The organism is Bacillus sp. JJ1764, from assembly GCF_036962145.1.
Taxonomy (GTDB): domain Bacteria; phylum Bacillota; class Bacilli; order Bacillales; family Cytobacillaceae; genus Neobacillus.
Genome location: NZ_JBALNY010000139.1, coordinates 569 through 13,684 on the forward strand (window position 1 = coordinate 569; position 13,116 = coordinate 13,684).

Here is a 13,116-nt window from a genome sequence, read left to right on the forward strand (position 1 = left end):
GCATCGAACGTGGGTGAGCTTATTTCTGTTCATGTAATTCCAAGGCCGCATTCCGATATCGAACTGATGCTGCCGACATTGGAAAATAAGCAGTAGATGGCCTTGATAACTGAGAAAACGTTACGTCAATTATGGACGAAACAAAAGCTGGATAAAGAGTTCATGATCCATGAAGGAGACGTGTTAACCCCTGCTGCAAGGGATTTTTTGACAGAACGTAATATACTCGTTCGTAAAAACAATTTGATAAAAAAAGAAGAGGTCCCTGAATTCATGATTCCGGTTGGAGTTTCCAATCGCCACGCTCACCTTTCCGAAACACATTTCAAAAAACTATTCGGAGAGGGAGCCTTACTGAAGGAATGGAAGACACTATCACAGCCAGGACAGTTTGCAGCAAGTGAAACGGTCACCATTGTGGGACCTGCTGGAGTCATTCGAAATGTGCGGATTTTAGGTCCATTTCGAAACGAAACCCAAATTGAGATTTCTCGTACAGATGGATTTGTTTTGGGCGTTCATCCGCCAGTGCGATTATCAGGTTCGATTGATGGGACACCGGGAATCACTATCGTGGGCCCTAGGGGTTCTGTAACCATCGAATCTGGGCTTATTGTAGCGAAAAATCATGTTCATATGTCAGGGAAGGATGCTGAAATTCACCAAATTAACCATGGCGATACTTTAACGCTAGCTTCTAAGAAAAGAGCGGTCATTTTTCAACAAGTAATCGTTAGAGTAAAAGATTCCTATTGTCTTGATTTTCATATTGATCAGGACGAGGCGAATGCTGCCGGGTTAGTCACTGGGGATGTTGTGCGGGTGGTAGGCAAAAACGGCCGAATATTTTCTCCTTTTTTGGGAGTTGACGATAATGGATAAACAACAGCTGGCAAATCTGGTAGAGCAAATAACCCGAAAATTATTAGAAAATGAAACTCCAAAGAAAAAAGTTCTATTTATTTTTTGCGATAGTTCTGCACATGAACCTTTTGTTGACCAGTTGATTCTCTTAAAATCGCGTCAAATCGATTATGATCTATTGTTTTTGGACGGTGAGACATCTGCATGGCTAGGCATTCAACAAATCCAATCAACTGGGGCAGAGCAACTGATTGCAGCAGATGAATATGCAAAAGCACCCATTGAATTGCCGAAAGAGTATGATGCAATCATCGTACCAGAAATCGATTTAGATAATGCAGCAAGAGTTTGCCATGGGCTGAAAGGGTCAGTGAAAGCGGAAATTATTTTTTCTGGATTAGTCCTCAATATACCGATCGTCATAGGTGAGGATTCCCCGGGGATAAAACGGGCGGAAAGAAGGACTCTTCAAAGACTGCAACTACCCTTACCATATCAGAGGAAATTTGAAAAATACAAGCTAGAATTGGCCGAAATGGGGATACAATTTTCGAAGGCTTCCGAGTTATATGAGACGATTCTTCAATTACTTTTTGAAGAATTTAAAGAGGATTCTGCCTCGATTTTTTTTCAAGAAAAGGTGTTAACACTTAAGTGGCTTTCTACTCACATACGGAATAAGAAAACCTTGTTTGTAAAGGAAGGAACGACGCTTACGCCGTTGGTGAAGGATTACCTCAAGGAAAAAGGAATTAAGCTTGTCATCCAAAAGGAGGGGAGCGGATGATTCTCGGAAGGGTGATTGGCAGCATTTGGGCAACACAAAAAGAAGAAGGGATGAGTCAGTTAAAGCTGTTGATGATTGAGCCCATTACTTGGAAGGGGGAACCGGCCGGCCAGCTCATCATTGCAGCCGACAGGATTGGAGCCGGTAGAGGAGAGCGGGTGATTGTTTCAAGGGGCAGTCCAGCCCGAACCATTTTTCACAAAAGTGCTCCCATTGATGCGGTTGTTGTGGGAATTGTCGATTCGTTCGAGGTTAATGAACCAGAAGAATAGTAGGTTAAAGGTGGGAAAGTATTGACCGAGAAAAAGCAGCGGGTAATTCAAGAATACGTCCCGGGTAAGCAGTTGACCTTGGCACATATTATCGCCAATCCTGATGAGGCTCTGTATTCCAAGCTTGGTCTGGGAAAGGCGGGTGCAATCGGAATCTTGACGTTAACGCCAACGGAAACGGCCATCATCGCGGCAGATATTGCTACAAAATCCGCAGATATTGAGTTAGGCTATTTGGATCGGTTTACCGGTTCTCTTGTAGTGTGCGGAACCGTCTCGAATGTAGAAATGGCTATTGAAGCCATCAATCAATTTCTTAATAGGCATTTAAAATTCGAAACAGCGGAGATTACCAGGTCATGAGTGGGAAGGTCATGTTAATTGGTCCAGTTGGTTCTGGAAAATCCACGCTTACAAAGCGGTTACTCGAGGATCCAACCCCGGCCGTCAAAACGCAGACGTTGAATTATATGGATTGGATCATTGATACACCAGGTGAATACAGCGAAAATCCAATGTTCTATCGTTCTTTAATTGCAACCGCTTTGGAAGCTAAGGTCTTATTAATCATTCAAGATGCAACTAGAATCCAATCAGTTCTGCCTCCTAACTTTTCACAAGGTTTTCCACTCTTTGCCATCGGAGTCATCACTAAAATCGATCATCCACAGGCTAAAATAAATGAAGCAGAACATCTTCTGAAACACGTACTACCTGGCAAACCTATCTACGCAGTCTCATCTGTTACCAATCAAGGCATCGATAGCCTAAGAGAAACAGTTTTAGAACATTTATAATGTGGCTATGAGCTAAAGGTGACAGGCACCTTCGAATAATATCTGAATTTTGGGAATACGATGGTACTAAGCTTGACCACAAGGGAGTGGGATGATGAGGGCGGAGATGGTGCTGGAGTTGACGATGCTGTCAAGTAAGGATTGGAAGTTGGTTGAGGAGATTGTAGAACAGTTGCAGTTTATGGCGGATATATCACAGGCGGATATGTTTGTGGATTGTTTGTTGGCTTCGGGTGATGGAGCTGTGGTGGTGGCAGAGTCTCATCCTTCTACAGGGCCGTCTTTATATAAGTTGCCGGTAACGGGTGAAATTGCTTTGGAAGAGAACGAGCCTGGAGTACTCCATTGCTTGTTAACGGGTGAAGCAGTCATGGGAGCAAGGGGGATTTCACAGGAAAAGGTGAATATCCAGCAAAATGTCACGCCGATTAAAAATGGCCATGGCCAAACGATTGCGGCACTGATCATGGAACGGGATATCACGACTATTGTTGAACAAGAAAAGCATGTAGAGGTACTTATAGAGACAACAGAGCAGTTAGGAGAGACTCTTTTTCAGCAGGTGATGACTGAAAATAAACTTCCTGAACTGATTCATGAGGGTTTACTGCTTTTTAATCATAATGGGACGATCACGTTTGCCAATCAACGAGCCCAATCCATGTTACTGAAACTAGACCATCAAAATCGATTGCTGGGATCCCAAATAGATGACTTGTTTTTTGGCAGATTTGCAATGGAACAGATTAAACAGCATGGAGGCATCTTATCAGAAGAAGTTCAAAGCGGCAATCGATTTGTAACGATAAAAGCAGTTTGTCTGCAACGGGACGATCAAAAAGTTGGGGGAATTCTTCTATTGCGTGATGTAACGGAAATGAAGGAAAAAGAGCGGGAAATCATGATAAAATCCGCCGTTATTAAAGAAATTCATCATCGGGTAAAAAATAATCTGCAAACCATAGCAAGTCTTTTAAGGCTGCAAATGCGCCGTTCCAATTCAAAAGAAGTGGAAAAGGTCTTTCGCGAAAGCATCAACCGAATCATGAGCATTTCGATTATTCACGAGGTATTATCTCAGGATGGTTTAGATGAAGTTGATTGTAAGGAAATCTTTGAATATATGTCCAAAGGCATTGTTTCATCCATGCACATTCATGAGCATCCGATTCGAGTAGAGGNNNGAGGTATTGGGAGATTCACTCTATCTGAATTCAAGAAATGCCAGCTCGTTGGCGCTGATTATCAATGAACTCGTTCAAAATGCCCTGAACCACGCTTTTCAAAATACCACAAAGGGTGTCATTTTGATTACATTAAAAAAAGCCGCAGACTATGTTGAAGTGACCGTCTTGGATAACGGGATCGGCTTTGAATATCAGCCAAACATAACTGGGAATTTAGGATTAGAAATCTGCCATACCCTTGTCCAAGAGGATTTGAATGGGGAAATAGTATTCAAAAATACGGGAAAAGGGACAATGGTAACGATTGGATTTCACATGCCGGAGGTGGATCAGGATGAGCTATAGAATCATGATTGTTGATGATGATCCGATCACCCGAATGGACCTCCGTGAAATGCTGAATGGAGAAGGGTATCAAGTAATAAAGGAATGCAAAAATGGCGAAGAAGCTGTGGAATACAGTATGAGGCTGAAACCGGATTTAATGATCATGGATGTGAAAATGCCGGTTTTAAACGGGATAAAGGCAGCCAGAATCATACGGCAAAAATTGGACACTGCCATTCTTCTGTTGACAGCATACAGCCAGCGGGAGCTTATTGAAGATGCGAAAGAATCTGGAATTACTGCTTACCTTGTTAAACCTGTAACCGAAGCAGATCTCATCCCGGCCATTGAAATTGCCATCAGTCAAAAGAGAAAATTTGAATGCCTATCAATGGATTTACAAAGCTTAAAGCAAAAATTATCCGAGCGGCAATTGATTGAAAAAGCAAAAGGGAGAATGATGGAATCCTTTCTGCTTTCTGAGGATACGGCGTACCGTTTTATGAGGGAATACAGCATGAAAAATCGAATAGCACTAGTTGAGGTCGCTGAATCAATCTTAAATGGAAAGGACCTTACCAACATCATCGAAACATAAATTCCTCAATGACTAAGCTTTTTATACCGGGAGTGAAGCTTGTTGGACACTGAAATCATCAAAAGTGTCGGAATTGACATTGGCACCAGCACAACTAAAATGATCATGAGTGAATTGACGCTTGGCAGGGTCTCCAGTCATTTTGCCTTACCGCATTACGACATTGTCGAGCGCAAAGTAACCTATGTCAGCGAAATCATTTCCACACCATTAAAAAATCATGAAGAAATCGATCTGTTCCCATTAATGAATTGGCTCGAAAAAGAATACAACAACGCCGGAATGTTACTTGCCGATATTAAAACAGGTGCAGTCATAATTACGGGCGAGTCCGCCATCAAGAAAAATGCCGATGCACTTATTCATTTTTTGGCGGAACGGTCAGGTGATTTTGTGGTAGCTGTTGCCGGGGCCAGTCTGGAAGCTGTCCTTGCCGGCAGGGGATCCGGTGCCTTTGATTTTTCTCAAAAACATAAAGAGGTTGTTGGCAATATTGATNNTATTGGCGGGGGCACGGCTAATGTTGTTATAATTCAACAAGGAAAAATCCTTGAGACGATCACCTTCCATGTAGGTGGCCGTTTGATTGAAATCAATGCTTTAGGTGAGATCATAGCTGTTTCACCTTCCCTAAAGCCATGGTTAACAAGTAAAAACTATATCATTAACAAAGGTATGAAAATCACAATAGAGGAGCTATCAGAAATTGTTTATACCTTATGTTTCGATATGCTTGATATCCTATGCGGCCTCAAAGGCATAGATTCACATGAACCACTGATTTTAAGCACATCCAATGTAACACTCCCTTCCATTAAGACCGTGATGATTTCGGGCGGAGTAGGAAAACTTCTTGAGGAAGCCCCACCCGTTAGCTTAGCAGAGGTGGCAAGATATAACGATATTGGTCCAATATTGGCAAGGGAGTTTTTAAAAGCATTGAAAAACTATCCTCTTAGCTTACAAAAAGCAATGCAAACATCAAGAGCGACAGTGATTGGCGCAGGGATGCAAACGACAAAAATCAGCGGCTCAACCATTTCGATTCAGCCAAATCGTTTGCCGCTCCGAAACATTCCGGTTATGAAAATAGTGCTGCTTGAAGATTTCGAACAACAATTGAAGACTGTTTTTTTACAAGGAAGAGAATTATACGGAGGACAAACCGAGGTTCCTTTTGCCATAAGCATTCCAGGTCCGACCTATTTTTCCTATAAAACTCTAAAAAAATTGGCAGAAGCAATAGGAACCCTTTATCCACAATGGTTTCCAGATGCTACTATATTGGCGATTGTATGTGAAACAGACATCGCCAAGGCATTGGGGCAGGCATTAATGCTGCAAACTACTTTAATCGGACTTGAAGTCATCTGTATTGATCAAATTGTGGTAGAGCATGGGGATTTCATCGATATTGGTGAGCCACTGTATGATTCCATGGTGCCAGTAGTAGTGAAAACATTGGCATTTTCAAAATAATGGATAAACAGGGGGTGATAGAACTTGAAAACCAAAATTACGTTATTGAATAAGACCTACCAGTTTCAAGGCTTGAAAGAAATCCTAGCGAAAGCAAACGAGGAAAAATCAGGTGACCAGTTGGCAGGCCTTGCCGCCATTGATGCACAGGAGCGGCTGGCTGCGAGGCATTTGTTGTCGGAACTGACTCTAAAGGATATTCGAAACAATCCAGTCTTACCCCCTGAGGAAGACGAAGTTTCCCAAGTGATCGAGGCCTCCATAAATGAAAAAATCTATCAATCGATGGCTAATTGGTCTGTCAGTGAACTGCGGGAAACTCTTTTATCAGAATCTATTACCAATCAGGATATCTCCCGATTACGCAGGGGGTTAACAAGTGAAATGGTCGCAGCTGTGACCAAAATTATGTCGAACCTGGATTTAATTCAGGCAGCCTCCAAAATCGAAATCATCACCCAATGCAATTACCCAATCGGCCAAAAAGGTACCCTAGCCGGTCGGGCACAGCCCAATCATCCGACTGATAGTATTCAAGGAATTAAGGCCTCTCTTTATGAAGCCTTAAGCTATGGAATTGGTGATGCTGTCATTGGTGTGAATCCTGTTATTGATACTGCAGAAAGTGTGAAGCAAATTTTACAAATGACCCGCGAGGAAATCGACCGCTTCGAGATCCCAACGCAAAATTGTGTGCTGGCCCACGTCACGACACAAATGCGGGCGATAAAAAATGGAGCCCCTTCAGACTTGCTTTTTCAAAGTTTGGCAGGGACAGAGGCCGGAAATAAGGCATTTGGCATAAGTGTAGAACTATTGGAGGAAGCGAATGATCTGATCCAGAAAGAAGGTACTGCGACTGGCCCTAACCTTTGGTATTTTGAAACAGGGCAAGGCTCTGAGTTGTCTTCAGATGCCCACCATGGGATTGATCAAGTCACATTGGAAGCAAGGTGTTACGGCCTTGCAAAAAAATATAAACCGTTCATTGTAAACACTGTTGTGGGATTTATCGGTCCAGAATACCTTTACAACAGTAAACAAGTTATTCGCGCTGGACTTGAAGACCATTTTATGGGGAAACTCCAAGGCTTGCCGATGGGAGTGGATGTCTGTTATACCAACCATATGAAAGCTGATCAAAATGACATGGAAAATCTTGCTATACTCCTTGGATCAGCAGGTGTCAATTTTCTCATTGGCGTCCCAATGGCAGATGATTGCATGCTGAATTATCAATCTACCAGTTTTCATGATATTGCCTCTGTTAGAAGTGTCCTTGGCCTTAAACCTGCACCTTTTTTTGAAAAATGGCTCGAGAAAATGGGTGTTATGGAGAATGGTATTTTCACAGAAAGGGCTGGTGACCCGACGGTTTTCATGTAAAGAAAGGAGGTCTAGTGTTGAAGGAACAGCAAATCGCAATCATTGTCCAGAAAGTGATGGAGCAATTGCAAAAAAAGATTCCACCCGAACAACAAACAGTACCAGAAACAATTAGTCAGGAAGAAGAATCTCCATTGACCTTTACGAAATTGGATTGGAACACAATCATTCCAGAGCCTGCTTATCCGGCAGGAATTGCCGATCTTACAGCTGTAACCCCGGCTCGGATTGGGGTGTGGAGAACAGGGACCCGTCCCTTAACCAAGACAATGTTAAAGTTGCAATTCGACCATGCTGCAGCCATTGATGCAGTTGGAGGTGAGGTACTTGAAAATTATCTGCAGGAATTCGATCTTTTTACAGTGGAGACCTGCTATGAAAACAAAGAAGTGTATCTAAAAAGACCCGATAAAGGGAGGATTTTAACAGAAGAGGCTGTAAAGACGATCAAGGAAAGATGTATTTACAGGCCGCAAGTACAAATTGTCGTTTCGGATGGACTAAGTGCCAGTGCGGTGGAAACGAATCTAAAGAATGTTTATCCAGCTTTACTAGATTCATTGAAAATAAATAACCTTACCACAGGAACGCCATTTTTTGTGAAAGGAGGAAGGGTTGCCTGCATGGATCATATTGGTGACATATTGGAGCCGGAGACACTTGTTTTGTTGATCGGTGAACGGCCCGGACTAGTCTCTGCAAGTTCTATGAGTGCCTATATGTGCTTTAGGCCAAGAAAAGGAATTGTGGAATCGGACCGCAATGTCATCTCTAATATCCATCCACTCGGTACTCCGCCGGTCGAAGCAGGCGCACATATTGGAACGGTTCTAGGTAAAATGATTGATCAACAAATCAGCGGAGTTAAGCTGGAGCTATAAGGTAGGAAAGGGGGGAGAAGAGATGGAGGTTTTTATCGGTTTTGCATTAGTCATTATCACCCTTGTTGTCGGTACTGCCATTGGCATGAATGCCAATAAAAACGTCAGAACCTTTAAGGAAGAAGAACATGAAATCTTTGTTGGAAAGGATGAAAAATAAGAAAACTGGAGGGGACATGAATGAAAAATAAAGACCAACAATTGTTGGAGGATAAGAAGCACCTCAACCGTTATGGGTATGCTCAGGAATTATTGCGGGATATGGGCGGTTTTTCAAACTTTGCGATCTCATTTTCAATTATTTCCATTTTAACAGGTGCAGTATCCCTTTATGGCCATGGTTTAACCTATGGCGGACCGGGAATGATGGGCTTTGGCTGGACCATCGTTGCTTTCTTCGTCCTGTTGATTGCTGCTTCTCTTGCTGAACTTGCATCGGCAATCCCAACAGCAGGGGCTCTTTATCACTGGGCTGCTGCCTTAAAAGGGATCAGGATTGGTTGGTACACAGCCTGGATTAACTTAATTGGTCAAATCGGCATCGTCGCCGGAATTGATTATTCATGCGCCTTATTTGCAGACCCACTCTTGGCATCTGTCTTTGGTTATTCCTCTACCGATACCACTATTTTAATTGTCTTTGGCGTTATCCTCCTTTTACACGGAATTCTCAATCACGTTGGTATTAAAATCGTTGCAAAATTAAATGACTTTTCGGCTTGGTACCACATGGGTGTGGTGGCCATCCTAGTTGTAAGTTTAGCCTTCTTCACGAAAAATGGCTTGCAGCCGGTTGATTATTTATTTAAAGTGGGGCAGACTTTCTCTGATCAACCGTATTTCCTTGCGTTTTTAATCGGACTTTTGCAGGCGCAATGGACTTTTACTGGGTACGATGCATCTGCCCATACTATCGAAGAAACTGTTCATCCAAGGGTTCGTGCTCCTTGGGGGATTTATAACTCGGTAGCATTCTCATTTGTTTTTGGATTTATCATGCTTGCTTTCGTTACCCTGTCCATACACGATGCCTCTGGTGCAGTTAATTCAGACAATGCTTTCATCTTTGTCATCAGTAAAGCACTTGGAGGAACATTTGGTTCAATAGTTTTATGGCTTGTGACCTTTGCCATGTTCTTTTGCGGGCTTTCCTCGATCACTTCTTTTTCAAGGATGATGTATGCTTTTTCCAGAGATAAAGGAATGCCGTTTAGCCGTCATTGGGCTGAAATTAGCCGTAAATATCGGACACCGGCAAAAGCCATTTGGTTATCCGTTATCCTTTCCTTTGCTTTAGCACTGATAGACTACTTAACAAAACTGATGAATCCTGATGCCGGTTATTCAACGATTGCCTTTTTAACCGCGGTAAGTGTGGTTGGTTTATATGTGGCTTATGGCATCCCAATATTTTTAAAGCTTAGGGCGGAAGCGAAAGGGATCTTTCAGCCGAAACATTACGGCCCCTGGAATCTCGGGAAGTGGAGTAAACCGATTAACATATTGAGTCTTATATGGATTATTTTCATATCAATCATCATGATGATTCCGCCAAATCAAATGGCTGCCTATGCACTGGCAGGAATGTTTATTCTTCTGATTATCATGGACTTAGGATATTACAAGAAGCACTTCAAAGGCCCGCAGGCTGCCCTTGAAAAATCAATCGATGAAATTCGACGATTGGAAGATGAATTTGAAAAAGAAGAAAACTAAAAAGGAAAAGTGCCCTTATTGGCAGGACGGGGCACTTTTCTTATTTTGGTAATAGATGAAATAAACAATCTTTTTTTAAAAATATAAATTTTTCAAAAGAGACGTGTTAAGCATCTTTTCTTGGTTTTTCATTTTCATATGGTACTATGTACATATTAAAAGAACGAGGTGTTAACATGAAAATTGAAATTTGGTCAGATTTTGTTTGTCCGTTTTGTTATATTGGCAAGCGCCGTTTAGAAATGGCACTTGAACAATTTCCACATAAAGATCAGGTTGAAGTCGAGTTCAAAAGTTTTGAACTAGACCCAAATTCTACAAATTATAATGGTCAAAATATTCACGAGGTGTTAGCCAAAAAATATGGTATGAGTGTTGAGCAGGCTAAACAGGCAAACCAGGGAGTCGGCCAACAGGCAGCATCAGTCGGGTTAACATTTAACTTTGATGATATGAAGCCTACTAATACGTTTGATGCCCATCGTTTGGCTAAATTTGCAAAAGCGGAAGGCAAAGAAGGTGCTATTACCGAAAAGCTCTTATTTGGCTATTTTTCAGAATCTAAATTAGTTAGTGATCATGAAACATTGGCTAATATAGCAGAAGAAGTGGGACTTGATCGCCAGAAAGCTCTTGAGGTCCTTCAAGATGTAACTGCATATGCCAATGATGTACGAATGGATGAAGCCCTTGCCCAACAATACGGAATCAGCGGCGTTCCGTTCTTTATCGTCAATCAAAAATATGCCATTTCAGGTGCTCAGCCACTTGAAACTTTCATAGGGGCTCTTCAAAAAGTATGGGAAGAGGAGTCTGCTACACAGGTCCTACAAAATCTTTCTACAGACGATGATGTGAGCTGTGCAGATGGCAGCTGTGCAATACCTGAGCAGAAGTAGGGAAAATAAAAGATGGGAAAGGAGATCTTGTCTCCTTTCCCATTTCTTTTAGCAGCCTTTTTTTCGTTTTTTAAATACCCACATATTCCCATCTTTCCAACAGCTTTTCGACTGATGTCTGTTATGGGCTGTGCTGTGCCAATTCGTGCATTCTAAATGCTGTACATGTCTGGAAGTCCTTCTTCTTGAGGTATTTCGTCTTGTAGTGTTTCTATGTCTAGATGAGGTCATTTGCTTAGAAGTTCTTCTACTGGAAGTCCTTTTACTCGAAGTCTTTCTATTTGACGTACTTCTCCGTGAAGTGCCTCGGTTACTGCCCGGATCCATGAACATGAAATCCCCAAACCCTCCACGTCTTGCTTCATCTGCAGCCATTTGAATATCTTCAGGTGAAAATTCTCTTTCTGCCATATTTGCACCTCCTTTTTAAATTGAAAAGGGAGTACGAATTGAATAATAACTATGAATAACCCACTCCTCTTTTACCAATTTACGTCTAATTATAAATTTTGGTAAAGGACAAAAGCCTAGACGGAGAAAAAATGCTGTTTCTCACGTGACCGCCAGCACTCAAATTACATACCAATAAAGGGAGGGAGGCGATAAGAATGGACGAGGCAATTACAATCCCCCATTATAAACTGTTCATTAGACCTGTTGATTTGAAAGAACTGAAAAGGGATATATGGAAAAATACGCCACTCCCGGCCCAATTATCGATTGATGGTAAACGTTTAGATATTGATGTATGCTACCGTGGATCCCATATTCGTGACTTTCCAAAAAAATCTTATCAGATTTCCTTTTATAAGCCTGCTTATTATCGAGGCTCAAAGCTTATTCATTTAAATGCCGAATACAAAGATCCATCCATGATCCGTAATAAACTTTCCTTTGATTTTTTTTCAGAGCTAGGCTGTTTATCCCCGAATTCACGTCACGTTTGTTTAACATTGAATGGAAAAATGGAAGGCGTTTATTTGGAAATCGAATCAGTGGATGAATTCTTTTTAAAAAGAAGAAACCTCCCAGGAGGAAGTATTTTTTATGCAATTGATGGGGATGCCAATTTTTCCTTAATGAGCGATTTGGATAAGAATACTAAAAAGTCTTTAAAACAGGGCTATGAGAAAAAGTGTGGGAAAGATGATTACTACTTAGAGGAAATGATTTTTAAGATTAATACCATACCAAGAAATGAATTTGAGAGGGAAATTCAGAAATATGTAGATGTAGAGAAATATCTTAGATGGATGGCAGGGATTATCTTCACTTCGAATTATGATGGATTTGTGCACAATTATTCTTTATTTCGAAGTAGTGAAACAGGTCTTTTTGAAATGATTCCTTGGGATTATGATGCGACATGGGGACGTGACGTGAATGGAAAATTAATGGATGCTGATTATGTACCAATTAAAGGATTTAATACATTGACTGCCAGATTATTAGATGTTGACCATTTTCGCAGAAGGTATCGTGATCTTATTATAGAGCTGTTGGCCTATCCATTTTCAAAAGAGTTTATCGCGCCAAGAGCTGAAAAATTATTAAACGAAATTCGCCCTTTTTTGCTGATGGACCCCTATAAAAACAAATATATTGATGTGTTTGATTGGGAACTGGATGTAATTTTAAGGTATATAGAAGAGCGCAGAGTTTATCTGCAAACTAGATTGTACAAATTGTTGTAGGATAAAAGAAAGAGCCGCTAATTGCAGCTCTCTTGAGATATAAAAAGGTTTCTACGGCTAATTTCATCTAAAAGAATACCAATGAATTCGTTAGATAGGTTTAATTGAATCGATTCTTGATAGGCCTGTAATAAAATTTGATCTTGTAAAAGTTGCAGTGATTTCAAAACATGATCCCTCTTTTAATTGTTTTCTGTTCAATATATTAAATTACTTGTTCACTATTTTG

At 41.2% G+C, this 13,116-nt stretch carries 17 protein-coding genes and 1 pseudogene; 16 read left to right on the top strand and 2 right to left on the bottom strand.

Annotated elements, in window-relative coordinates; all coding sequences use genetic code 11:
- The 15 genes and pseudogenes from V7083_RS18190 to V7083_RS18260 all read left to right on the top strand — a co-directional run.
- A pseudogene (locus tag V7083_RS18190) lies at positions 1-96 on the top strand (ethanolamine utilization protein EutM); the annotation flags it as partial.
- Positions 97-882 (top strand): phosphate propanoyltransferase, encoded by a 786-nt coding sequence (pduL, locus tag V7083_RS18195; protein WP_335480542.1) that lies wholly within the window; start codon positions 97-99, stop codon positions 880-882.
- Entirely contained in the window at positions 875-1,651 is a 777-nt protein-coding gene (locus V7083_RS18200; RefSeq protein ID WP_335480544.1) for a hypothetical protein, read from the top strand. Before pduL ends, V7083_RS18200 begins: the two co-directional genes overlap by 8 nt.
- The gene (locus V7083_RS18205) at positions 1,648-1,923 is read left to right on the top strand and encodes a EutN/CcmL family microcompartment protein (protein ID WP_335480546.1); all 276 of its coding nucleotides are present in this window, start codon (positions 1,648-1,650) and stop codon (positions 1,921-1,923) included. Before V7083_RS18200 ends, V7083_RS18205 begins: the two co-directional genes overlap by 4 nt.
- A 21-nt stretch (positions 1,924-1,944) precedes the next feature.
- Positions 1,945-2,286 (top strand): BMC domain-containing protein, encoded by a 342-nt coding sequence (locus tag V7083_RS18210; RefSeq protein ID WP_335480548.1) that lies wholly within the window; start codon positions 1,945-1,947, stop codon positions 2,284-2,286.
- A complete protein-coding gene (locus V7083_RS18215) occupies positions 2,283-2,720 on the top strand; it encodes a EutP/PduV family microcompartment system protein (protein ID WP_335480550.1) in 438 nt (145 codons plus the stop codon). Before V7083_RS18210 ends, V7083_RS18215 begins: the two co-directional genes overlap by 4 nt.
- Before the next feature lie 124 nt (positions 2,721-2,844).
- Positions 2,845-3,972, top strand: a complete 1,128-nt coding sequence (locus V7083_RS18220) for a histidine kinase N-terminal domain-containing protein (RefSeq protein ID WP_438823743.1) — start codon at positions 2,845-2,847, stop codon at positions 3,970-3,972.
- Positions 3,953-4,252, top strand: coding sequence for an ATP-binding protein (locus V7083_RS18225; RefSeq protein WP_335480554.1), 300 nt, complete (start codon positions 3,953-3,955; stop codon positions 4,250-4,252). The genes V7083_RS18220 and V7083_RS18225 overlap by 20 nt, the downstream gene beginning before the upstream one ends.
- Complete coding sequence (locus V7083_RS18230) at positions 4,242-4,832, top strand: ANTAR domain-containing response regulator (RefSeq protein ID WP_335480556.1); 591 nt, start codon at positions 4,242-4,244, stop codon at positions 4,830-4,832. Before V7083_RS18225 ends, V7083_RS18230 begins: the two co-directional genes overlap by 11 nt.
- Before the next feature lie 42 nt (positions 4,833-4,874).
- Positions 4,875-6,311, top strand: a complete 1,437-nt coding sequence (locus tag V7083_RS18235) for an ethanolamine ammonia-lyase reactivating factor EutA (RefSeq protein ID WP_335480558.1) — start codon at positions 4,875-4,877, stop codon at positions 6,309-6,311.
- Positions 6,312-6,335: 24 nt separating this feature from the next.
- On the top strand, positions 6,336-7,697 hold the full coding sequence (locus V7083_RS18240) for an ethanolamine ammonia-lyase subunit EutB (RefSeq protein WP_335480560.1): 1,362 nt from the start codon (positions 6,336-6,338) through the stop codon (positions 7,695-7,697).
- A gap of 17 nt (positions 7,698-7,714) precedes the next feature.
- Positions 7,715-8,578: an ethanolamine ammonia-lyase subunit EutC gene (gene eutC / locus V7083_RS18245; protein WP_335480562.1), complete on the top strand. Its 864-nt coding sequence runs from the start codon at positions 7,715-7,717 to the stop codon at positions 8,576-8,578.
- Between the two features lie 22 nt (positions 8,579-8,600).
- Positions 8,601-8,738, top strand: a complete 138-nt coding sequence (locus V7083_RS18250) for a hypothetical protein (RefSeq protein WP_335480565.1) — start codon at positions 8,601-8,603, stop codon at positions 8,736-8,738.
- 20 nt (positions 8,739-8,758) lie between these two features.
- Positions 8,759-10,294 carry an amino acid permease gene (locus V7083_RS18255; RefSeq protein WP_335480567.1) on the top strand — a complete coding sequence of 512 codons (1,536 nt, stop codon included), beginning with the start codon at positions 8,759-8,761 and terminating at the stop codon, positions 10,292-10,294.
- Positions 10,295-10,470: 176 nt separating this feature from the next.
- Positions 10,471-11,193, top strand: a complete 723-nt coding sequence (locus tag V7083_RS18260; RefSeq protein WP_335480569.1) for a DsbA family oxidoreductase — start codon at positions 10,471-10,473, stop codon at positions 11,191-11,193.
- Between the two features lie 48 nt (positions 11,194-11,241).
- On the opposite strand, the gene V7083_RS18265 is transcribed toward V7083_RS18260, so the two are convergent.
- Complete coding sequence (locus V7083_RS18265; RefSeq protein WP_335480571.1) at positions 11,242-11,604, bottom strand: CotG/ExsB N-terminal domain-containing protein; 363 nt, start codon at positions 11,602-11,604, stop codon at positions 11,242-11,244.
- Between the two features lie 197 nt (positions 11,605-11,801).
- Here V7083_RS18265 and V7083_RS18270 point away from each other — a divergent pair, with 197 nt between their 5' ends.
- Positions 11,802-12,887, top strand: coding sequence for a CotH kinase family protein (locus V7083_RS18270; RefSeq protein ID WP_335480573.1), 1,086 nt, complete (start codon positions 11,802-11,804; stop codon positions 12,885-12,887).
- A gap of 17 nt (positions 12,888-12,904) precedes the next feature.
- Here the strand turns inward: V7083_RS18270 and sda are convergent, their stop codons facing one another.
- Positions 12,905-13,054 (bottom strand): sporulation histidine kinase inhibitor Sda, encoded by a 150-nt coding sequence (sda, locus tag V7083_RS18275; protein ID WP_335480575.1) that lies wholly within the window; start codon positions 13,052-13,054, stop codon positions 12,905-12,907.
- Positions 13,055-13,116: the final 62 nt, after the last annotated feature.